This is a genomic window from Cellulomonas sp. URHE0023, from assembly GCF_000688475.1.
Taxonomy (GTDB): Bacteria; Actinomycetota; Actinomycetes; order Actinomycetales; family Cellulomonadaceae; genus Cellulomonas.
In genome coordinates, this window is sequence record NZ_JIAN01000005.1 from 699,742 (window position 1) to 721,826 (window position 22,085).

Consider the following 22,085-nt stretch of genomic DNA (forward strand, 5'->3'; position numbering starts at 1 on the left):
CCCACCCACCGACGTGTGGTGGGGACAGCCCTACCGCTTGGGCGGCACGGTCGCTCCCCTCACCTGCCGGTCGTAGACGGCGGCCGCCACCACGGCGCCCACGACGGCCACCGCCGCGGCGAGGAACAGCTGTTCGTCGTCGACGATCGGGATGAAGACCATGAGTGCCACGAGCGGCCCCACGACCAGCGGGAGCGTGAGCGTTCCCCACCACCCACCGTGCCGCAGGTAGATGATCCCGACGAGGAGACCAGCGGTGGACGACAGCACGAACGCCGCGGTGCAGGCGACGAGGAACGACGCCGTCGAGGCACCGTCGGACCCGACGGCCCAGGTCCAGCCGAACACATCGTAGACCGTGCGTTCCACGAGCATCACGAGCGCGAACGCCACCCCGTACCCCAGCGCGGTGCCGACCGCCGCGACCGTGGCCCCGCGCGACAGCGACCGACGCGTCAACCCGGACGCCACATGCGCCGGCAGGTAGCCGAGCGCCTGCCCGATGAAGACCGACAAGGGCAGCCAGCACAGGGCTTGCATGCCGTACTGCGCCACGCTCGCGTCGACCGTCTCCGCTGCGGCACCGTAGACCGCGACGCCGATCGCCACCAGGACGACGCCCACACCCCACACCCACCGCGCCAGGCGGAGCTGGGCTGTCAGGAACCAGCGCGCGGTCAGGACGACCGGTCCCCGTCGAACCGGTCCTGCGATCACCGTCGTACTCATCGCGCAGCCTCCGTCGCGGGGTCGGTCAGGTGGACGAACAGGTCCTGCAGAGGGACCGGGCCGAGCTCGAGCCCGGACTCTCGGGCGAGCCGTTCGTCGTCGGGGCGCGCACCGACGACCGTCGCCTGGGCGGTGCTCCCCAGCCGCTGGCGAGCGACGACGTCCCGGTCGGCGACGAACGCCTCGACGTCGGCCGACGCCCCCGTGACCGTCATGCCGCTCGCGCGCAGGGAGTCGGCGTCCGACTGCACCAGGACACTGCCGCGGTCCAGCACGAGCACGCGTTCCAGCAGCCGCTCGATCTCGTTGATCAGGTGGCTGGAGAGCACGATCGTGCGCGGGTGATCGAGCCAGTCCTGCAGCAGAACGTCGTAGAACGCGTACCGGGACGGTGCATCCATGCCGAGGTGCACCTCGTCGAGAAGCGTCAGCGGCGTGCGGCTCGCGATGCCGACGACCACGCCGAACGCCGACTTCTTGCCGCGCGACAGCTTGTAGGGCCGGGTCGTCGGGTCTAGCTCGAACATGTCGAGCAGCTTCTCCGCGAGGGTCGGGTCGTACGCGGGGCGCCGGTCGGCCACCATGCGAAGCGTCTCCGAGATCCGGCGCTCCGCGATGACGTCCCCGCTCTCGCGCACGAGGCCCGTGCCGCTCATCACCCGGGGGTTCTCCCAGGGCTCTTCGCCGTCGACCAGCACGGTGCCGCTCGTCTTGCGCAGGAACGCGGCCAGCACGGACAGCGCCGTCGTCTTCCCGGACCCGTTGCGCCCGAGCAGACCCGTGATGGCGCCGGGCTGGATGTCGAACGAGACGGCATCGAGCGCCGTCGTCGACCCGTAGCGGACCGTCAGGTCCCTGACCTGCACACCAAAGCCGCTCATCGCGGTCCCCCGTTCCTCAGGTGGTCGACGACGTCCTCGACCGGGATGCCGAGCACCTTCGCCTGGGCCACGACCGGGTCCACGACCTCCGCGAAGAACGCGGCCCGTGCCCGGGTGAGCAGCCGCTCGCGTGCGCCCGGTGCGACGAACATGCCGATGCCGCGGCGCTTGTAGAGCACGTCCTCGTCGACGAGCTCCGTGAAGGCCTTGGCCGCCGTCGCCGGGTTGATCCGGAACGTCGTGGCGTACTGCGTCGTGGACATGACCTGCTCCTCCGCCTCGAGAGCGCCCGACAGGACGTCCGCACGGATCTGGTCGGCGATCTGGACGTACAGCGGTGCCCGTCCGTCGAACACGTCGCATCGCCTCCTCGGTGGTTCATTGCCTAACCAACTAACCACAGAACCGCGACGTTGCCAAGCCCCCGAGACAGCAGAACGCCCGCGCTCATCCGAGCGCGGGCGTTCTGTCGCAGCTGCTAGACGGAGGTCAGTCGCTGGGCCGCCACGAGCTCGGCGATCTGGACCGCGTTGAGCGCAGCACCCTTGCGCAGGTTGTCGTTGCTGACGAACAGCGCCAGACCCCGCCCGTCCGGCACGCCCTGGTCCTGGCGGACCCGCCCGACGAACGACGGGTCCTTGCCGGCGGCGTGCAGAGGGGTCGGGACGTCGGTCACGACGACGCCGGGAGCGTCGGCGAGCAGCTCCAGTGCACGCTCAGGGCTCAGCGCACGCGCGAACTCCGCGTTGATCGACAGCGAGTGCCCGGTGAAGACCGGCACCCGGACGCACGTGCCCGACACCAGCAGCGACGGGATGTCGAGGATCTTGCGGGACTCGTGCCGCAGCTTCTGCTCCTCGTCGGTCTCGAACGACCCGTCGTCGACCAGCGACCCGGCCAGCGGGATGACGTCGAAGGCGATGGGCGCGACGTACTTCACCGGCTCGGGGAGCGTGACCGCAGACCCGTCGTGGACGAGCGCGAGCGTGTCCTGCGAGACCGCAGCACGGATCTGGCCGTCGAGCTCGTCGGCGCCCGCAAGGCCAGAACCGGAGACGGCCTGGTACGTCGAGACGACCAGCCGCGTCAGCCCGGCCTCGTCGTGCAGGACCTTGAGCACCGGCATCGCGGCCATGGTGGTGCAGTTCGGGTTGGCGATGATGCCCTTGACGGCGTCGGCGATCGCCCCAGGGTTCACCTCGGAGACGACGAGCGGGACCTCAGGGTCACGACGCCACGCCGACGAGTTGTCGATGACCAGCGCACCGGCCGCCGCGAACCGCGGCGCGTGCTCCTTGGACGCCCCGCCACCGGCCGAGAACAGGGCGACGTCGATCCCCGACAGGTCCTCGATGTTGATGTCCTCGACGACGACGTCCGTGCCGTTCCAGGGCAGCGTCGTGCCTGCGGACCGCGGCGAGGCGAAGTAGCGGATGGAGTCGACCGGGAAGTCGCGCTCCTCGAGCAGGCGACGCATGACGCCACCGACCTGGCCGGTAGCCCCGACCACAGCGATGTTCAGTCCCATGATGTCTAACGTCCCGTCCCGCCGTACACGACGGCCTCGTCCGACGCGGAGTCCAGATCGAACGCCGTGTGCACCGCTCGAACAGCCTCGTCCAGCGAGTCCGCCCGGGTGACCACGGAGATCCGGATCTCCGACGTCGAGATCATCTCGATGTTGATGCCCGCCTCCGAGAGCGCGGCGAAGAACCGTGCCGAGACCCCGGGGTGCGACTTCATGCCCGCGCCGACCAGCGAGAGCTTGCCAATCGTGTCGTCGTACTGCAGCGAGGCAAAGCCGATATCCGGCTGGTGCTCCGTCAGCGCAGCCGTCCCGGCGGCACCGTCGCTCGCCGGGAGCGTGAACGAGATGTCCGTCAGGCCGGTCGACGCGGCCGACACGTTCTGCACGATCATGTCGATGTTGACGCCCGCCCCGGCGACGACCTCGAAGATGCGGGCGGCCTTGCCCGGCACGTCCGGGACACCGACCACGGTGATCTTGGCCTCGCTGCGGTCGTGCGCGACGCCCGCGATGATCGGCTGCTCCACGGTCTCTCCTTCAGGGGCGGGCTCGTCCGTGACGAGCGTGCCGGTATGAGTACTGAACGACGAACGGACGTGGATCGGTACCCCGTACCGGCGCGCGTACTCGACACAGCGCAGCACGAGCACCTTGGCGCCGCTGGCAGCGAGGTCCAGCATCTCGTCGTAGGTGACCCGCTCGAGCTTGCGGGCGTTCGGGACGATCCGCGGGTCGGCGGTGAACACACCGTCGACGTCCGTGTAGATCTCGCAGACGTCTGCCTTCAGTGCCGCCGCGAGCGCGACGGCCGTCGTGTCCGAGCCACCGCGGCCGAGCGTGGTCACGTCGTTGGTCGAGGGGTTCACGCCCTGGAACCCCGCGACGATGGCCACGGAGCCCTGAGCGATCGTCTGCCGGATGCGGCTGGGCGTGACGTCGATGATGCGCGCCTTGCCGTAGGCCTCGTCGGTCAGCACACCCGCCTGCTGCCCGGTGAACGACTTGGCGTCGATGCCGAGGTTGTGGATCGCCATGGCCAGCAGCGACATCGAGATCCGCTCGCCCGCCGTCAGCAGGATGTCCATCTCACGCTGCGGCGGCATCGGCGTCACCTGCGTCGCGAGGTCGATGAGCTCGTCGGTCGTGTCCCCCATCGCGCTGACCACCACGACGACGTCGTGCCCGGCCCGCTTCGCCTCGGCGACCCTCTTGGCGACGCGCTTGATGCTCGCGGCGTCGGCGACGGACGAACCGCCGTACTTCTGCACGATCAGGGCCACAGGGAGCTCTTTCGCGGGCTCGGAACAGGACCGGGCGAGTGTACGGCGGTGCCCGTGCAGGACGGGGCGCGGTTTCAGATGCCGAGCGGACACGACCTCAGGTCGCGCGTCGACCCGCACGGAGTCCTGCGTGGGGCGTTCATGGCGGCGTCACGGCTGGAGGGCGTCGTACTCCGCCTCGGCGGCGACGTCGTCCTCCACGTCGAGGCGCAGGTGGGCGAGGATCGCCTGCAAGGTGCGCAGCACGCTCGAACCGCGCTCGCCCCAGTCCGACAGGTAGCTGAACTGCCACCACCACAGGGCCTCGAGCACGTGGTCGCTCTCGAAGTGGCGCAGCCCCTGGGCCAGGGCTCCCGCGATCGCCACCAGGTCCCCCGACACGCTCGAACGCCCGACGTCGACGCCCAGCAGCGGGTCGACGACCTCCACGTACTCGTCGATCCCGTCGAAGACGTTGGCCAGGTTGGCGCGCAGCGGCTCCACGTCGGGGTCGGGGCCTACGTCCGGTTCGAACCGTTCGAACGGCACCACGTCGGTGGTCGCACCCAGCCGGGCGCCGGAAGCCAGGACGTCCGACACCGCGAGCAGCAGGAGCGGGAGCGCGGCGTCCGGCGCGGCGCCCGACGCGACCTCCGTCACGGTGGTCAGGTAACGACGGGACTCCTCCGCCATCGCGACAGCGATGTCCCTCAGGTCGGCGTCCACGTTCGGGTGCGGTGCCATCGAGCCGTCCTCCTTACGCGCTGATCCGACGACGACCCTCGAACGCCCGACCGAGCGTCACCTCGTCGGCGTACTCGAGGTCACCACCCACCGGTAGACCGGACGCCAGACGGCTCACTGTGAGGCCCATGGGTACCAGCATGCGCGCCAGGTACGTCGCTGTCGCCTCGCCCTCGACATTGGGGTCGGTCGCGAGGATGACCTCGGTGACCGTCCCGTCCGCGAGCCGCGTCAGCAACGACTGGATCCGCAGGTCGTCCGGACCCACACCTGCGATCGGGTTGATGGCGCCGCCGAGCACGTGGTACCGGCCACGGAACTCACGCGTGCGCTCGATCGCGACGACGTCCTTCGGTTCCTCGACCACGCAGATGGTGGCCAGCGACCGGCGCGGGTCGCGGCAGACCCGGCACTGCGTCTCCTGCGCGACGTTGCCGCAGATCTCGCAGAACTGGACCCGGAGCTTGACCTCGGTGAGCGCGTCGGCGAGCCGTCGCACGTCCGCAGGGTCGGCCGCCAGGAGGTGGAACGCGATGCGCTGGGCGCTCTTGGGACCGACACCGGGCAACCGCCCGAGCTCGTCGATCAGATCCTGGACCGCACCCTCGTACACGCCCGTCAGCCTACGTGGTCGGGGCCGACGGACCGTCGGGCGCGCTGGCCTGGCGGGCGACGAGCTCGACCTCGAACCCGCTGTCGTCCTCCAGATACGCCGCGTAGTGCGCGGAGCCACCCGCGTAGGGATGCCGGTCCTCGAACAGCAGCGTCCAGCCGTGCTGCAGGGCCTCCGCGACGAGGGCATCGACGTCCCGCGGTGAGCCCGCGTGGAGCGCGAGGTGGTTCAGGCCCGGCCGCAGGCGGTCGTGACGGGTCGCGACGACATCCGGGCCCTGCTCGAGGACGATGTACGGGCCGTTCGCCCGCGACCAGCTCACTCCACCTGTCCAGCGGACCCGCTCCCGATATCCGAGCGCGGTGAGCAACCATCCCCACGACCGCTCCGCGACGGCAAGGTCGCCGACCCAGATCTCGAGGTGGTGCAGGTCCCCGACGCTCATGCGCGGGACGCGCCCTCGGGGACTCGGACGAGGTCCACTCCCGGAGCGGACGCGCCCTCGTCGGCCGTCACGACGTGCCGTCGTCCAGCTGCTCGTCGATGACCGTGCCGCCGAGCATCTGAGCGACCAGCGGTGCACCGATCAACGACGAGCCACTGATCTCGGGGTCGTCGGGCGACGGCTCGTCGGGTACACCCGGCACCGCGCGGGCGGCGGACTCGCGGGCTGCGGCCATGCCACGCTCCCTGGCCGAGCCTTGCGGTGCGACCGCAGCGAGGTCCGCCGGCGGCTCCGGCGCAGGAGCCGGCTCGCCGGGCTCGTCGTCCGGGGGCTCGGGGGCCGGCGGCTCGTCGTCCCACGAGGCGGCGGCCTCGGCCGGGGTGACTGCGCGCGGGTTCTCGCGGTCGTTGACCGGACGGGTCGGGGCTTCCTTGGCGACGGGGGCGGCTGCCGAAGCCTGCTCGGCCAGGATGCCCTCGACGCGCACGTCGAAGCCGAGCGTCTCGCGCACGGCGCGGGCGACGACGTCCGCGTGGGCGCCGTTGCGGAAGGTGGTGGCAAGCGCGGGGTTGTCGAACGCTATCCGCAGCGTCGTCGCGTCGAGGTCCGCGACCTGCGCGTTCCGGGGGTCGATGAGCGCCCACGTGACGCGTCGCAGGCCCTTGACGGTCTCCAGCACCTCGGGCCAGCGGCGACGGATCACCTCGGTCTCCGGGCCGACGCCCGTGGGCGCCGCAGCAGCGGGCTGAGGCGCCACGACCGGCTGGGGTCGAGCGGAAACGACCGGCTCGGGCCGGACGGGCTCCGGCGCGACGGGCTCGGTGACCGGCTCTGTCTCGCCGGCGGGTTCGGCCGGTCCGGCGGGTCGCGCCCCGGGGGTCGGATCAGCGACCGGTGCCGGCTCCGCAGCGGCGATACGCGGCTCGTCGACGGACATAGCGGCGGGTCCGGACGTCACGGGAGAGGCGGCGGGAGTCGACTCTGCGGGACGCACAGACGCCACGGGCGCAAGCGACGCAGCCTGGGCGGGGTGGGGAGTCGTCGCGTGGATGGGCGGAGCAACGGGCGGCGCTGCATCGACGGGCCGCGGGTCGCGCTCGGGAGCGGTCCGGGCCGCGGGCGTCGTCGCCACCGGCACGCGGACGCCGTCGGCGGGCAGCCCGCGCTCGAGCCGGTCCAGCCGGGCTCCGATCGACGAGCGGGTGTCCTCCGCGGCGGGCAGGAGCAGTCGCGCCATCAGCAGCTCGAGGTGCAGCCGCGGGGAGGTCGCACCGGTCATCTCCGTCAGCGCGGCGTTGGCCAGGTCCGCCGACCGGGAGAGCTCCGAGGCGCCGAGGTGGCCGGCCTGCAGGCGCATCCGGGTCAGCTGGTCGGACGGGACGTCACGCAGAGCGGCCTCGGCGGCGTCACCGGAGGCGGCGATCACGATGAGGTCGCGGAAGCGTTCGAGCACGTCCTCGACGAACCGGCGCGGCTCGTGACCGGTGGAGATGACCCGGTCGACGACGCGGAACGCGGACGCGCCGTCGCGGGCCGCGACGGCCTCCACCACGTCGTCCAGCAGCGAGGCCTGCGTGTACCCGAGCAGATCGGCGGCGCCCTCGTAGGCGAGCTCCGCGCCGCCGGAGCCGGCGATGAGCTGGTCGAGGACGGACAGGGTGTCGCGGACGGATCCCCCGCCCGCACGGACCACGAGCGGGAGCACGCCGGGCGCCACCTGGACGCCCTCGGAGTCGCACAGCTGCTGCAGGTACGGGACGAGCACGTCCGGCGGGACCAGGCGGAAGGGGTAGTGGTGCGTCCGGGAGCGGATGGTGCCGATGACCTTGTCCGGCTCGGTCGTCGCGAAGATGAACTTGATGTGCGGCGGGGGCTCCTCGACGATCTTGAGCAGCGCGTTGAAGCCCTGGTTCGAGACCATGTGGGCCTCGTCGAGGATGAACACCTTGTACCGGTCCCGCGCCGGAGCGAACGTGGCGCGCTCGCGCAGCTCACGGGCGTCGTCGACACCGCCGTGGCTCGCCGCGTCGATCTCGACGACGTCCAGGCTGCCCGGGCCGCCACGCGCGAGCTCGACGCACGACTCGCACACGTCGCACGGGGTGTCGGTCGGGTTCGCCTCGGTGTTCTGCGCGCAGTTGAGGATGCGAGCGAGGATGCGCGCCGACGTCGTCTTGCCACAGCCGCGCGGGCCGGAGAACAGGTACGCGTGGTTGACCTGACCGCTGCGCAGCGCCTGCCGCAGGGGCGCGGTGACGTGGTCCTGCCCGATGACCTCAGCGAAGTTCTCGGGCCGGTACCGCCGGTAAAGGGCTGTGCTCACGCCACGAACCCTAGACGCCCGCGCCGACACCGACGATCCGTTCGCGACCATCGCCCGATCGTGGTCGGTCCGCCTGCGCCGCGCTTCCCGTGCCGCCGGCCGGGCCGGAGGTCATCCGGGTCTCCCACCCGCCTCGGACACCGTGAGCAGGTCGCCCGGCTGGCAGTCGAGCGCCTCGCAGATGGCGGTGAGCGTGCTGTACCGGACCGCGCGCGCGTGGCCGTTCTTCAGGACGCTGAGGTTCGCCACGGTGACACCCGTCGCCTCCGCGAGCTGCACGAGCGTCATGTCGCGAGCGTCAAGGAGTGCACTCAGATGGCACTCGACGCGGTGTGGACGCCCGGGCTCGGCGCCGTCGCCCCGCCGGCTCACACCAGTCCTTCGGCCTCGGCACCGAGGGAGGCACCACGGCGGACCGAGAGCCCCAGGACGACAAGGAGCACGGCGATCAGGAGCGGCCACCAGGGCAGGGACCACCGGGGCTCGAACCACTCCGACCGCAGGCCATGAACCGGGTCGGCGATCATCCGCGCCGCGGCCAGCGCCGGGAGCCCGGCTGCAGCGACCCAGCCGATCGCGACGACCACGCCGACCCCGACCACCCGCCAGGCGTGCCCGACAGTCAGCCGCGCACCCGACACCAGCGCCCGGACGACGGGGACCAGGAGGAGCGCTGCGAGGCCAAGGACGATCCGCGCCACCCAGGGGGCGGCACCGGCGAACGCCGCCGTCGCCCGGTCCGCCTGCTCGACCAAGGCGACGATCCCGTGGTCGGTGCTCCATAGCGGGACGCCGCTGCCGGTCGTACCCCAGTCCCACGCGTCCTGCGGCAGCAGCGGCGTCACCTGCACGGGCACCTCGACGATCCACGTCCCGGTCCGGCTCGCGATGTCGTGCGCGGTCATGGCCGCCCACAGCAACGCGAGCAGGCCGCCGACGACGACCACCGCGACCGCGACCGCCGCCCACCGGCCCCGTCCGCGCGTCCTCGCTGGCTCGTAGGTCGTCGTCACCCGTGACCCATCTCGATAGTCGATACGTCCTCTCGACCGTATCGACTATCGAGATCGGGGCCGAGCCCGGTCGCCCGAATGGCTCAGTCCGCACGCACCACGGTGTCGGCGAGCACCGAGCGCAGCAGCGGGCGGGAGGTCTCGGTCGCGGCGAACACCAGAGCGCAGCCAGCCGCGAGGAACGCAGCCAGGAGCAGCAGACTGCTCGCGTCCCTGATCGCGATCGTCCCGAGCAGCGGCAGGAACATGATCAGCGCGGTCACGGCCGAACCCACGCCGACGAGGAGCAGGGGCACCAGGACCGAGCGCCGACGTACCGAGTCGAGCAGCTCGACAGGAGTGCCGGCCAGGTTCTGGAGCGCGATCTCCCGACGGTGGTCGAGCACCGACGACGCCTGGGCGATCCCCGCGGACGCAGCAGCGAGCAGGAACGCGACGACGAGCGTGACCAGCGCGCCCGTCACGAGGTCGTCCTGCAGGATCGCGCCCTGCGGGTCCTGCGATGCGTCCACATCCACGATCGACGGGATCACCACGAGCGCCCCGGCCACGAAACCGGCCAGGCCGAGCCCGCCGACCACACGCCACACGGCCCGGGGGTCGTCCAGGAGCCTGCGTGCCGCGAGCAGCCGGGCCGGGGTCTTCGCCCGGCGCAGCTGGACCTTGCCGACCACCCCCAGGACCCACGGGCCGACCACGTTGAGCATCGCGAACCCGACCGCGAGGCTCCCGATCAGAGCCGCGATAGCCGCCGCACCGAACACACCTCCGATGGCGCTCACGACCATGAACATCCCGATCCCGACGAGCGCGACGAGCAGCCGGACGAAGCCCATGCCCTTCGGGGAGGTCCTGCGGGCCACGCCGAGCGGTGAGATGGCGACCCGCCGCAACGAGAACGCCCCGGACAGCCCCGCGAGCGCCGGAACGGCGATCAGCGCGATCACGAGGCCCTGCCACCCGACCCACAGCTCGGACACGCTGAACGTGGTCCCCTGGAACGGCAGCAGCCCGACGAACGGCAGCAACGCCCCGTAGAGCACGATGCCGAGCACGGCACCCACGAACCCCTGCCAGGCGGTCTCGACGAGGGTCAGAGCCACCACCTCGCGGGTCGTCACGCCGAGAAGCCGAAGCGTGGCGAGCCGTGCGTCGCGGCGGGCCACCCCCAGGCGGGCGGCGCTGCCGCCAAGGGTCACCAGGGGCACGACGAGCAGGATCACCGCGAACCAGGCGAGGATCTCGTACAGGGACCGGATGTCGTCCTCGCCGGGCGCCAGCGGCGCGTCGGCCCGAGCCATGAACCCGAGAAGCCCGCCGACGACGCAGAGCGTCAGGCCCGTCGTGACGGCGAAGGCCGTGATGGCGAGGGACGTCGTGACGCGCGAGTCGCGGCCGCCGGCGCGCTGGAACCGGGGCGCAAGAGCGACGACGGGGTTCATCGGGACCTCACCGCCGTGCCGACGACCAGCCCGTCGCGGACCTCGATCCGCCGGTCGCACCAGTCGGCGACCTGCGCGTCGTGCGTCACGACGACGAGCGACGTCCCTGCAGCCTTCGTCGTCTCCACCAGGATCCGCATCACGTCGTGGCCCGTCGACTGGTCGAGCGCGCCCGTGGGCTCGTCGGCGAAGACCACGTCGGGGCCGGTGATCAGGGCCCGCGCGACGGCGACGCGCTGCGCCTGCCCGCCGGACAGCTCGCCCGGGCGCCGGCCCTCCATCCCGGCGAGCCCGAGCGAGCCGAGCCACTGTGCCGCGAGGGCCGTGGCGTCCTTGCGGGGTGTGCCCAGCAGCATGGCCGGCAACGCGACGTTCTCCACCGCGGGCAGCTCCGAGAGCAGCTGGCCGAACTGGAACACGAAGCCGTAGCTCGTGCGTCGCAGCAGCGACCGCTCGCGGTCCCCGAGCGAACCGACGTCCCGCCCGCGAAGCCTCACGGAGCCCCCGTCCGGCACGAGGATGCCTGCGAGGCAGTGCAGCAAGGTCGACTTGCCGGAGCCGGACGGACCCATGACGGCCAACGACTCGCCGTCCGCCAGGTCCACGTCGACGCCCGCGAGCGCGGTCGTGCTGCCGAAGGTCTTCACCAGTGCGCGGCCGGACAGCCGGGGTTCGAGGCTCATGTGTCCAGCGTCGTGGTCGGCAACCCGCTGGTCGTCGGTCCGGGGGCTCGTCCTCGGCCGTCGGGCGTGCGCCCACGGGTGGACGCGGGTCACCCTCAGGTTCCACACGCGGGCCGGGCCGCTGGCCGCTGGCGCTCTGTCCGGGCATGCAAGGACCCCCCGCACACCCGCCAGAGCTCACCTGCCCTTGCTGCCTTCCGGCCCTGGGGGAGTTCAGCGAGATGACGCCGCACGAGGGGTCGTCGAGAATTCTAGCCCAGCTCTAACCCAACCAGGACGCGTCCTCGATCACGTGCCGGAGGTAGCGCCGGGGGTCGTCCAGGAACCCGCGGTAGCGCTGCACGAGCTCGAGGTCGTCCCAGTCGCTGCGGCGCAGACCCCATTCGCCGACCTCGTAGATCGTCGCGCCGGGGATCGCGGCCAGCACCGGCGAGTGGGTCGACAGCAGCACCTGCGACGGCGTCGTGCGGACCAGCGTGGTCAGGTGCGACACGAGTGCGAGGCATCCCGTGAAGGACAGTGCGGACTCGGGCTCGTCGAGCAGGAACAGTCCCGGGTACGCCGGCCTCATGCGCTCCGTGACGAGCGAGAGGAACGACTCGCCGTGGGACATCTCGTGGAACACAGGCTCCGGGCGACTCCCCGGGTTGGCCTCCAGGTAGGAGTAGAAGGAGTGCATCGTCTCGGCGCGCAGGAAGAAGCCCCCGCGTGGGGCACCGATCTCGCGCTCCAGGCGTAGGTAACGCCACAGCTCGGACTCGGTCCGACGGGTCGAGTGCATGGAGCCTGTGGAGCCGCCCTCGGCCCCCATGCCGAACATCTGCGCGACGGCCTCGACCAGCGTGGACTTGCCGGCACCGTTGTCCCCGACGAGCACCGTGACCTGGTCGAGCGGCCAACCCTCGCGCAGCACCTGGGCCACCGCGGGCACCTGCGTGAACCAGACGTCACCGGGGACCGGGTCCTGATCTTGCACGCGGACCGCGCGAACGGGGAGGGGTCCGGGCGTCACGGCACCACCTCATCACGTCGTCGGCCCGTCGCGCGGCCGTCAGCGCACGACGACGTCCGCAAGGAGGGCGTCGATGGTCGCCAGATCGAACCGGGCCGCGCCGGGGAGCATGGCATTCGCGCACCCGACCGCGCTCACGAGCCGCAGCGCGTCGGCGAGCGGGCAACCCTCGTCGAGCGCGTGCACCAAGGCCCCGAGCGCGGAGTCGCCGCTACCGACGGGGAACTGTCCGATCACCCCCGGCAGCACCGCGTCGAGCGTCACGGTCCCGTCGGTTGCCCGCATGCCGGCGGTCCCGTCGGTGACCATGACGAGCCGGCCGGTCAGGGCGTGCAGGGCGCCGACGACGTCCGGTAGGGGTGTGCCGACCGGCCGACCGAGGGCCTCGCACGCCTCGGCACGGTTCACCTTGAGGAGGTCCAGGGGGCTGCTGCGACCCAGCAGGGCTCGCAGGACCGGCCCGTGGCTGTCGACCGCGACGCGGGCACCCGCACGGGCCGCGACGTCGACGACCTCGCGCAGCGCACCGGGGCCGAGGGACTCCGGGAACCCGCCGCTGACCAGGCACCAGCCGGGCCGGGTGGCCAACGACTCGGCCAGAACCGCCAGGAGCTCGTCGAACGCCGTGCGGGAGACCGGCGTGGCCTGCTCGTAGATCTCCGTCAGGCCACCTGTCGAGCGCGAGTGGATGCTGACGCAGGTCCGCGTGAGCTCCACGCCGTCGATCACCCGCAGGTCCACGCCGTCCGCGCGAGCAGCCTGCGCGACGACCGCGCCGGTTCCCCCACCGAGCACGGCGACCGCCGCGACGGAGGACCCGAGCAGCGCCGAGGCGCGCGCGGCGTTGAGCGCCTTGCCGCCGGCCACGCGGTGCACCGACAGCGGACGCTGGATCCCTGCGAGCTCGTCGACCTGGTAGGTCACGTCCAGGGCCGGGCTGACAGCGACTGCCGTGATCACCGCACGCCCATGTCCTCGAGGGTCGCCTGCCGGCCGCTGCCACCCGAGCCGAGGGTCGACAGCGAACCCGCGACCGCGGCCCACCGCAGACGTTCCCGCTCGTCGTCGATGCCGTGCGCCAGCGCCGCCAGGTAGCCGGCGTCGAAGCTGTCACCCGCGCCGGTGGTGTCCACGACCTCGACGGTGAGCCCCCGCGCGTGAACGGCAGGTCCGTCGGGGCCCACCGACCACCCGCCGTCGGCCCCGGCCTTCACGACGATCCGCGGACCCGACTGCGCCAGCGTGCGCGCGACGTCCCGGTCCGGCCCGGACACACCCGCGACCGCACCGAGTGCGCGGAGCTCTGAGAGGTTCGGAAGCAGGTAGTCGACGAACGGCAGCAGATCGAGCACCCCTTCCCACTTCTCGGCCGGGTCCCAGTTGGTGTCGAGGCTGACCGTGACTCCGGCCGCACGGACGTCGGCGAGCAGCGCCGGCAGCTCGGCGGCCAGCGCCGGCTGCAGGAAGTACGACGCGACGTGCAGGTGCCCCGCCCTGGTGGTGGCGAGTGCCGCCCGGACGGTGGCCGCGCGCAGGGTCGGGATCGTGCCGGGTACCGTGAGGATCGCGCGGTCGTCGACGGTCGAGAGGATGACCGACAGGCCCGTGGGGGTGGCGGCATCGACCTCCACCTGGTCGGTCCCGACGCCGGCCGCCAGCAGCGCGTCGAGCTGGAACCGCCCGAAGGCGTCGTCCCCGACCCGCGCCACCAGTGACGTCGGCACACCCAGACGTGCCAGCCCGCACGCCGCGATCGACGCACTTCCGCCGAGCACGAGCTCCCCCGAGTCGGCCAGCTGCTCGGCCTGCCCGAACCGCGGCACCACGTCTCCACGGAGCACCAGGTCGACGTTGGCGTCGCCCGCGACCAGGACCGTGCGCGCGCTCATCCCTTGAGCCCGGAGAAGGTCATCGTCGCGATGAACTGCCGCTGGGCGATGACGAAGAAGAGGATCAGGGGCAGCGTGGCGACGACGTTCCCCGCCATGAGGAGCGACCAGTCCGTACGGCGGTCACCCTGGAAGTTGGTGATGCCGAGCTGCAGCGTGAAGCTCGCGGGGTCGTTGATCGCGATCAGTGGCCACACCAGGTCGTTCCATGAGCCGAGCAGCGTGAAGATGGCCAGCGTGGCGAGCGCAGGCTTGGCCAGGGGCAGCACGATGCGCCCGAACACCTGCAACCGCGAGCACCCGTCGAGCACCGCCGCTTCCTCGAGCTCCGCCGGCAGCGACAGGAAGAACTGGCGCATGAGGAAGATCCCGAACGCCGACGCCAACCACGGCACGATCGCCGCGCCCAGGGTGTCGATGAGGCCGACCCGCGCGAACATCACGTACGTCGGGACCATGAGCAGCTGGGTCGGGATCATGATCGTCGCGACGACGGCGAAGAACCCGAACGTGCGCCCGGGGAACCTCAACCGCGCGAACCCGTAACCCGCCAGGGAGCACAGGACGAGGTGCGCGGTGACGCCCACCGCCGACACGATCGCGGTGTTGAGCAACCAGCGCAGGATGTCGGACTCGGCGAACAGCTTCTCGAAGCCGTCGAGCGTCAAGGTCGTCGGGAAGAGCCGCGGCGGGAACTTGTTGATCTCGGACGCCGGGGTGAGCGCCGTGAGGAACATCTGGATGAACGGCAGGGCGAACAGCAGCGCGATGGGCGCGAGCAGGACGTGCCACCACCAGTGCCGGCGACCACCGCGACGGGTGAGCCGGATGTCGTCCGGAGCGTCCGGGACCGGCGAGCGCGAGAGCATCTGGACGGCCATCAGAACGCCTCCACCTTCGCGCGACGGGAGTACAGGACGACCCCGCCGGTGATGACCAGGGTCACCGCGAACAGGCCGTAGGCGACGGCGGAGGCGTACCCGAACTCGAGGCTCTTGAACGCCGTCTGCCACAGGTAGTAGACGATCGTCTGCGTCGCGTCGAGCGGTCCGCCGCGGGTCGTCGTGTAGACGAGGTCGAAGAGCTGGATGGCCCCGATGACCTGCCAGACCGTGACGAACACGGTGACCGGCGCGAGCTGGGGGAACGTCACGTGCCAGAACGACTGCCACCGGTTGGCGCCGTCGATCCGGGCCGCCTCGAGGAGCTCGACGGGGATGTCCTGCAGGGCCGCGAGGTAGATGACCGTGGTGAACGCTGCCTGCCCCCACAACGACATCAGCGTGATCACGACCATCGCCTGCGACGGGTCCTCGAGCCAGCCCTGCTGCGGCAGGTGCAGTGCACGCAGGACCGTGTTGGCCAGCCCGAACTGCGGGTTGAACAGGTAGGTCGTGAGGATGCCGGTCGCGGCGGCGGACGCCACGAACGGCACGAATATCGCCGTGCGGTAGACGCCGATGAGGGGCAGGGTGCGGTTCAGCAGCAGGGCGAGCGCCATGCCCAGCAGCACGGAGGCCGGCACGAAGAGCACCGTGTAGAGGATCGTGTGGCCGACGGCGTCGCGCAGCGCGGCGTCCGTGACCATCGCCTGGTAGTTGCCGAGGCCCACCCACGTCGGCGTCGAGAAGCCGTCCCAGCTCTGCAACGACAGCCAGAACGCCCAGACCGCGGGGAAGATCGACAGACCGAGCACGATGAGCAGCGCGGGAGCGACGAACCCCCAGCCCTGGATACCGGCCCGGCGGCGCTCCTTGCGGCTGCCCGGGCGCGTCGCCGCGCGCGGTGCGTGCGCCTGCGGCAGCAGCGCGCTACGGCGCCGCACGCCGGCCGTCGTGCTCGCCATCATCACCCTCCGAGCGCGTCGGTCGCGGTCGCCGCCGCCTGCGTCAGCGCGTCGGCCGGTTCGCCCTGCCCCTGCAGGACCTCGGAGATCGCCGACCCGACCGCCTCCGAGAGCTGGACGTAGCCCTTGACGGTCGGCCGAGCGTGCTTGGAGTTGACCATGTTCGCTGCCATGACGTCGAGACCGGGCAGAGCCTCGACCTGCGCGAGGAACTCCGGCGACTGAACCTCCGACGTGCGCAGCGGCAGGTTGCCGTACGCGACGTTCCACCTGATGTCCTGCTCGGCCGACGTCAGCCACTTGGTCAGCTCGTACGACCAGTGCTCGCGGTTCGCGTCCTTGTGGTCGAACAGCACCCACAGGTCCGGGCCGGAGACGCTCTCGTGGTTGCCGTCCGTGCCGGGCAGGGGCACGACGCCGTACGACGTCTTGGCGGTCTGCAGGTCGTAGAGCGTCCACGGGCCCGAGGTGATCATCCCGATCCGGTCGCTGGCGAACAGCTGGGCGGCCTTGGTGTCGGTCTGGTCCAGGTAGATCGACTTGTCGTCGACCGCCATGTCACGCAGGAGCGTCAGCCCCTTGACGCCGGCGTCCGAGTCGAAGGTCGCCGTCTTCTGGTCCTCGGACAGGATCTCGCCACCGTTCTGCCACAGGTGCGGCCAGAACTGCCACGTCGTCTCCTCCGACCCGGACACCGAGTAGCCGTAGCCGTAGGTGTTCGTGCTCGGGTCGGTCAGCTTCTTCGCCGCCTCCCGGAAGTCGTCCCACGTCCAGTCGGCGGTCGGGTAGTCCACACCGGCCGCGTCGAAGACGGTCGTGTTGTAGATGAGCGTGAGGTTGTCGACGACGGCCGGGAACCCGATCGTCGAGCCGCCGCCGGGCTGGGCGGTCTGGCGAGCCGCCGCGGGGAACTCGTCCCACTTCACGTCGGGCTCGGCGACCTGGTCGGTGATGTCGAGGGTCCGCTTCGAGCCCTGCAGCTCGCTGGCCCAGGAGCCGTACGCGTAGGAGACGTCGGGGTAGGTACCTCCTGCGAAGCCCGCCGACAGCTTCTGCAGGAGCTCGTCGGTGGAGGGCGCACCCGAGGAGATGTCCACCTTCACGTTCGGGTGCAGCTTCTCGAAGTCCGCGGCCAGGCCCTCGAGGATCGTCTCGGCCTGGTCCGCCTGGCCGGTCCACCAGGTGATCGTCGTCTGTGCCTCCGGGTCGAACGTCGCCGCCCCCTGTGGACTACCACCGGAGCACGCTGCCACGGTCAGGGAGATGGCGGCGGTGGCCGCGGCGAGGGCGGCGAGTCGCATACGGGGCGAGCGCTGGGGGGACAACTCGATCTCCTCTGTTCGGTGGGCGCGGCGGTCAGGACAGGACGACGGAACGGGTCAGGTGGCGAGGAGTGTCCGGGCTGAGCCCTCGGCTCTCCGCGAGCTCGACGGCGAACCGCTGGGCCTGCACCAGCTGGACGAGGGGGTCGTCGTCGCTGGTCAGCACCCGTGCGCCTGTCGCCTCGATGTCGGCGACGAGTGACGGGTCTGCGGTGCCGAAGATCGTCACGAGCGTTCCCGGGTGGGCGACTGCGATCGGTCCGTGACGGTAGTCGAGAACCGGGTAGGACTCCGACCACGCCTGCGCGGCCTCGCGGACCTTGAGCGCCGCCTCCTGGGCGAGCCCGTGCGTCCAGCCGGTGCCGAGGTACACCACGTGGTCGATGCCGTCGACGGGCACGGGCAACGGGGCGTCGACAACCCGCGACCCGTCCGCGACCAGCCCCGGCAGGTCCTCTCCGAAGGTCGTCCTGGCGATCACCAGGACGGTCGTGGGGAACCGCGTCTGGACCACCGAGTCCTCGTCCGCGTAGTCGAGCAGCAGGAACTCGTCGACGCGCTGCGCCACGGGGCTGTCCGAGACACCCACGATCGCGGCCGTGCGGGTGCCCGGCTCGACGAGCTCGAGCGACGCGAGGACCTCGCTGGTGGTGCCCGACCGGCTGATCACGAGCACGCGGTCGTACCGTCGGCCGGGGCGCCACTCCGACGCGTACGCGGCGTCCGTGAGACCGAGGCCGGCCTGCTCACGCAGGACGGCGACCGACTCCGCGACGAACGCGCTGGTGCCGCAGCCGAGGACCAGGACGCTCTCGCCGGGCCGGCCGAAGATCTCTCCGGCGGTCGACGCGTCCCGGAGGGCGTGCGCCCACACGGATGGCTGGCTGGCGATCTCTCGCGCTGTGATGCTGCTGGTCACCGTGGTGCCTCTCGTCTCCGGCGCCGCACTTGACCGCGGCGCCGTGTGCGCAATACTGCGTACCGGAGTGATCGGTCCGCAATGAAACTGCGGCAAACGCTCACTCTGACTGAGCGCCGAAAGGATGACAACATGACCGACTGGACGGCTGCCGCCCACCTTTCCCTGGCGGACTGGCACCCCCGCAGCAGGCTCGCCGCACACCGCACCGACGTCGGCCGCAGTGCTGTCCCCTGCGTCGACGTCCACAACCACCTCGGTCGCTGGCTCACGCCCCCGGGCTGGACGGCACCCGACGTGCACGAGCTGCTCGAGCTCATGGACCGGCGCAACGTCGCGACGGTGGTCAACCTCGACGGGATGCACGGCGACGAGCTCGAGGCCAACCTCGACCGGTACGACCGCGCCCACCCCGACCGGTTCGTCACGTTCTGCCAGCTCGAGTGGTCACTGCTCGCCCAGCCTGACGGTGAGGCGCTGGTCGCTGAGCAGCTGCGGGACTGCGCCCGTCGGGGTGCACGCGGCGTGAAGGTCTGGAAGACCGTCGGGCTGACCGTCCGGGACGCCTCGGGCGAGCTCGTGCTCCCCGACGACGAGCGCGTCGTGCGCACGCTCGCGCTCGCCGGCACGCTCGGCCTGCCGGTGCTCATCCACGTGGCCGACCCGATCGCCTTCTTCGACCCGGTCGACGCGCACAACGAGCGGATCGACGAGCTGCAGGCCAACCCCGACTGGTGGTTCGGCGACCCGGACGTGCACCCGACGTTCGACCGCCTCCTGACCGCCCTCGAGACGCTGGTGCTCGCCACTCCTGGCACCACCTACATCGGCGCGCACGCGGGCTGCGTCGCGGAGGACCTGGACCGCGTGGAACGCCTCCTGCGGGCGGCACCGAACTGGCACATCGACATCGCCGGGCGCATGGCCGAGCTGGGTCGGCAACCGCGACGGACCCGCCGGCTGGTCGAGCAGTTCCCGGATCGCGTGCTGTTCGGCACCGACGCCTTTCCCCTGGACGACGACGCGCTGACCACGCACTTCCGCTTCCTCGAGACCGCCGACGAGGCGTTCGAGTACGCACCGGGCGAGGCCGTGCCTCCTCAGGGCCGCTGGACGGTCTCGGGCCTCCACCTGTCGGCGGCCACGCTCGAGGCCGTCTACGCCGGCAACGCCAAGCGCCTGCTCGGCCTCTGACGTCAGGCCGCGGCGACCGTCGCGCAGCTCGCGGCGACGACGTCTGCGACGGCCTCGCGCGCGGGCGCGAGGTAGCGTCGCGGGTCGGTCAGCCGGGCGTCGGCGGCGAGCGTGAGCCTGACCTGCGCGGTCAGTGCGGCGTTGAGCGCGGTGCCCACGTTGATCTTGCGGATGCCGGCCCGGACGGCGTCCTGGAGCACCGCCGGCGGTACGCCCGAGGAGCCGTGCAGCACGAGCGGGACGGGTACGACCGCGGCGAGCCGCCGGATGAGGTCGAGGTCCAGCCGGGCCGTCGCGCTGGTCATCGCGTGCGACGAGCCCACGGCGACCGCCAGCCCGTCGACCCCGGTCGCCGCGACGAACTCGACGGCCTGCGCGGGATCGGTGCGGACCCCGGGCGCGTGCGCCCCGTCCTTGCCGCCCACCTCACCGAGCTCGGCCTCCACCCACAGCAGAGCCGCGTGCGCCGAACGAGCCACCGCTGCCGTCGTCGCGATGTTGTCCTCGTAGCCCAGGTGAGCGGCGTCGACCATGAGCGACGTGACGCCGTACTGGGCTGCGGACGCGACTCCGTCGGACAGCAGTCCGGCGTCCTGGAGGTGGTCGAGGTGCAGCCCGACGGGGACCGCCGCCGCCTCCGCGAGCTCGTGGCACGCGGCGAGCAGCGGTCCCGCGCGGCCCTCGCGGTACCGGACGGCGTTCTCGCTGACCTGCAGCAGGCCGGCCGACCCGGCACGTTCGAGACCTGCGACGATGCCCTCCGCGTGCTCGAGCGTGATGACGTTGAAGCACAGGACGGCAGTGCCCCTGCGGACGGCGTCGTCGACCAGGTCCCGCGTGCGTGCGGAGGTCACAACCCCACCACTCGGGCGCGGAGCGGCTCCGGCAGCAGGTCACCGTGGGCGGCCACCAGCTCGTCGCACAGCTCCCAGATCTGGGCGGGTGTGAGCGTCGAGCTCGCGTTGCCGTCGACGAGCACCGCCTGGCGCACCAGGCGCGAGTCGCCGGTGCGCGCGGCCTCGACCGTGAGCTCGGCGACGGACAGGTACGTACGGTTGAGGGCGGCGCACTGCACAGGCAGGGCGCCCATGGGGATCGGCGTCACACCGGACGCGTCGACCAGGGCCGGGACCTCGACGGCCGCGCCGTGCGGGAGGTTGTCGATCAGGCCGTGGTTCGGGACGTTCACGTGGATCTCGCGCGGCGTACCGGTCAGCACCGAGTGGATGACCTGCGGTGCGTACTCCGAGGCACCGCCGTCCAGCGGCAGCGGCTCCCCCGCGTCGAGCAGCTTCTTGGCCTGCTCGAACTCCGCGACGTTCTCGCGGCTGATCCCGATGTACTGCAAGGGCTCGATGCGGAACCGCTCGACCTGCTCGTCCGAGCGCAGGAACCAGGACAGGTACTCCGAGGAGTGCTCGCTCGTCTCGGTCGGGTAGAACCCGATGCGCCGGAAGATCTCGACGCGCACACGGCGCTCGAGCTCGGGTTCGGCGGCGATGCGCGCGCGGAGGCGGGGGTAGAGGTCCTGTCCGTCGAGCGTCCACTCGCGCAGCCACGCCTGGTGGTTCACGCCGGCCGCGCGGTACCTGGTCTGCTCCACGTCCAGGCCCACCAGCGCGGCAAGGTCGTGCGCGGTCCAGTACACCGAGTGGCACAGCCCGAACGTCCGGATGTCCGGGGCGACCACCGAGGCCCACCAGACGTTCATGGCCATCGGGTTGGTGTAGTTGAGCAGCGGCGCGTCCGGGCACACCGCGCGCATGTCGTCGAGGATCGCCGTCAGCACCGGGAACGTGCGCAGCGCGCGGAACACGCCGCCGACGCCCGTGGTGTCGCCGATCGTCTGCCGCAACCCGTACCTGGCCGGGATCGACAGGTCCGTGATGGTCGCGTCGATGCCGCCGACCTGGATCATGTTGATGACGAACGCTGCGCCGTCGAGGGCCGAGCGCCGGTCGAGCGTCGCCGTGATCGTCGCCGGGTGGCCGAGCTGCTCGACCAACCGGCGCGCGGTGCCCTCGGCGACGGCGAGACGGTCCTGCGAGATGTCGTGGAGCGCGAGCTCGAGCTCGAGGTCTCCGTAGCGCAGCAGGTCGGCGACGAGCTGGCGGGTGAAGACGACGCTCCCGGCGCCCACGAACGCGATCTTGGCCATGACTGGATGATCGTCGGCGATGAGCGATCCGTGCAAGAATTCATGCGCCGACCACTCAAAGTGATCATTCCGGCTGAGCGAACTC

At 71.5% G+C, this 22,085-nt stretch carries 23 protein-coding genes and 1 other RNA gene; 1 reads left to right on the forward strand and 23 read right to left on the reverse strand.

The features are described from left to right. Nucleotides 1–30: 30 nt before the first annotated feature. The 21 genes from N553_RS0103470 to N553_RS0103565 all read right to left on the reverse strand — a co-directional run bounded on the left by N553_RS0103470 (nt 31) and on the right by N553_RS0103565 (nt 18,648). Nucleotides 31–729: a hypothetical protein gene (locus N553_RS0103470; protein WP_028045375.1), complete on the reverse strand. Its 699-nt coding sequence runs from the start codon at nt 727–729 to the stop codon at nt 31–33. Then, nucleotides 726–1,610 (reverse strand): ATP-binding cassette domain-containing protein, encoded by an 885-nt coding sequence (locus N553_RS0103475; protein ID WP_028045376.1) that lies wholly within the window; start codon nt 1,608–1,610, stop codon nt 726–728. The genes N553_RS0103470 and N553_RS0103475 overlap by 4 nt, the downstream gene beginning before the upstream one ends. Beyond that, nucleotides 1,607–1,966, reverse strand: coding sequence for a GntR family transcriptional regulator (locus N553_RS0103480; RefSeq protein ID WP_028045377.1), 360 nt, complete (start codon nt 1,964–1,966; stop codon nt 1,607–1,609). Before N553_RS0103480 ends, N553_RS0103475 begins: the two co-directional genes overlap by 4 nt. A 122-nt stretch (nt 1,967–2,088) precedes the next feature. Further along, the gene (locus tag N553_RS0103485) at nt 2,089–3,138 is read right to left on the reverse strand and encodes an aspartate-semialdehyde dehydrogenase (protein WP_028045378.1); all 1,050 of its coding nucleotides are present in this window, start codon (nt 3,136–3,138) and stop codon (nt 2,089–2,091) included. Between the two features lie 5 nt (nt 3,139–3,143). Next, nucleotides 3,144–4,418 carry an aspartate kinase gene (locus N553_RS0103490; protein ID WP_028045379.1) on the reverse strand — a complete coding sequence of 425 codons (1,275 nt, stop codon included), beginning with the start codon at nt 4,416–4,418 and terminating at the stop codon, nt 3,144–3,146. Between the two features lie 150 nt (nt 4,419–4,568). Continuing rightward, nucleotides 4,569–5,141 (reverse strand): DUF5063 domain-containing protein, encoded by a 573-nt coding sequence (locus N553_RS0103495; protein WP_028045380.1) that lies wholly within the window; start codon nt 5,139–5,141, stop codon nt 4,569–4,571. Between the two features lie 13 nt (nt 5,142–5,154). Next, nucleotides 5,155–5,754 (reverse strand): recombination mediator RecR, encoded by a 600-nt coding sequence (gene recR, locus N553_RS0103500; RefSeq protein ID WP_028045381.1) that lies wholly within the window; start codon nt 5,752–5,754, stop codon nt 5,155–5,157. A 10-nt stretch (nt 5,755–5,764) separates the two neighbouring features. Beyond that, a complete protein-coding gene (locus tag N553_RS20895; RefSeq protein ID WP_034620566.1) occupies nt 5,765–6,199 on the reverse strand; it encodes a VOC family protein in 435 nt (144 codons plus the stop codon). 67 nt (nt 6,200–6,266) lie between these two features. After that, nucleotides 6,267–8,522: a DNA polymerase III subunit gamma and tau gene (locus tag N553_RS0103510; RefSeq protein ID WP_028045382.1), complete on the reverse strand. Its 2,256-nt coding sequence runs from the start codon at nt 8,520–8,522 to the stop codon at nt 6,267–6,269. 111 nt (nt 8,523–8,633) lie between these two features. Beyond that, on the reverse strand, nt 8,634–8,999 hold the full coding sequence (locus N553_RS25890) for a helix-turn-helix domain-containing protein (RefSeq protein ID WP_369796664.1): 366 nt from the start codon (nt 8,997–8,999) through the stop codon (nt 8,634–8,636). After that, entirely contained in the window at nt 8,891–9,535 is a 645-nt protein-coding gene (locus N553_RS25540) for a hypothetical protein (RefSeq protein ID WP_028045384.1), read from the reverse strand. The genes N553_RS25890 and N553_RS25540 overlap by 109 nt, the downstream gene beginning before the upstream one ends. 83 nt (nt 9,536–9,618) lie before the next feature. Then, nucleotides 9,619–10,977 carry an FtsX-like permease family protein gene (locus N553_RS0103525; protein WP_028045385.1) on the reverse strand — a complete coding sequence of 453 codons (1,359 nt, stop codon included), beginning with the start codon at nt 10,975–10,977 and terminating at the stop codon, nt 9,619–9,621. Beyond that, entirely contained in the window at nt 10,974–11,660 is a 687-nt protein-coding gene (locus N553_RS0103530; protein ID WP_028045386.1) for an ABC transporter ATP-binding protein, read from the reverse strand. Before N553_RS0103530 ends, N553_RS0103525 begins: the two co-directional genes overlap by 4 nt. Nucleotides 11,661–11,807: 147 nt before the next feature. After that, an RNA gene (ffs, locus tag N553_RS24605) (signal recognition particle sRNA small type) lies at nt 11,808–11,904 on the reverse strand. 18 nt (nt 11,905–11,922) lie between these two features. Continuing rightward, entirely contained in the window at nt 11,923–12,672 is a 750-nt protein-coding gene (locus tag N553_RS0103535; protein ID WP_028045387.1) for an AAA family ATPase, read from the reverse strand. 39 nt (nt 12,673–12,711) lie between these two features. Next, nucleotides 12,712–13,632, reverse strand: coding sequence for a 1-phosphofructokinase family hexose kinase (locus tag N553_RS0103540; protein ID WP_028045388.1), 921 nt, complete (start codon nt 13,630–13,632; stop codon nt 12,712–12,714). Continuing rightward, on the reverse strand, nt 13,629–14,561 hold the full coding sequence (locus N553_RS0103545; protein ID WP_028045389.1) for a carbohydrate kinase family protein: 933 nt from the start codon (nt 14,559–14,561) through the stop codon (nt 13,629–13,631). Before N553_RS0103545 ends, N553_RS0103540 begins: the two co-directional genes overlap by 4 nt. Then, nucleotides 14,558–15,442, reverse strand: coding sequence for a carbohydrate ABC transporter permease (locus N553_RS0103550; RefSeq protein WP_081844335.1), 885 nt, complete (start codon nt 15,440–15,442; stop codon nt 14,558–14,560). Before N553_RS0103550 ends, N553_RS0103545 begins: the two co-directional genes overlap by 4 nt. After that, nucleotides 15,442–16,407 (reverse strand): carbohydrate ABC transporter permease, encoded by a 966-nt coding sequence (locus N553_RS0103555; protein ID WP_081844336.1) that lies wholly within the window; start codon nt 16,405–16,407, stop codon nt 15,442–15,444. The genes N553_RS0103550 and N553_RS0103555 overlap by 1 nt, the downstream gene beginning before the upstream one ends. Before the next feature lie 2 nt (nt 16,408–16,409). After that, nucleotides 16,410–17,732 (reverse strand): ABC transporter substrate-binding protein, encoded by a 1,323-nt coding sequence (locus N553_RS0103560; protein WP_028045392.1) that lies wholly within the window; start codon nt 17,730–17,732, stop codon nt 16,410–16,412. 31 nt (nt 17,733–17,763) lie between these two features. Continuing rightward, nucleotides 17,764–18,648, reverse strand: coding sequence for an SIS domain-containing protein (locus N553_RS0103565; protein WP_028045393.1), 885 nt, complete (start codon nt 18,646–18,648; stop codon nt 17,764–17,766). Nucleotides 18,649–18,780: 132 nt separating this feature from the next. Here N553_RS0103565 and N553_RS0103570 point away from each other — a divergent pair, with 132 nt between their 5' ends. Further along, entirely contained in the window at nt 18,781–19,842 is a 1,062-nt protein-coding gene (locus N553_RS0103570; RefSeq protein ID WP_028045394.1) for an amidohydrolase family protein, read from the forward strand. A gap of 2 nt (nt 19,843–19,844) precedes the next feature. On the opposite strand, the gene N553_RS0103575 is transcribed toward N553_RS0103570, so the two are convergent. Beyond that, the gene (locus N553_RS0103575; RefSeq protein ID WP_028045395.1) at nt 19,845–20,696 is read right to left on the reverse strand and encodes a class II fructose-bisphosphate aldolase; all 852 of its coding nucleotides are present in this window, start codon (nt 20,694–20,696) and stop codon (nt 19,845–19,847) included. Further along, the gene (locus tag N553_RS0103580) at nt 20,693–22,000 is read right to left on the reverse strand and encodes an alpha-glucosidase/alpha-galactosidase (RefSeq protein WP_028045396.1); all 1,308 of its coding nucleotides are present in this window, start codon (nt 21,998–22,000) and stop codon (nt 20,693–20,695) included. Before N553_RS0103580 ends, N553_RS0103575 begins: the two co-directional genes overlap by 4 nt. Between the last annotated feature and the right edge of the window lie 85 nt (nt 22,001–22,085).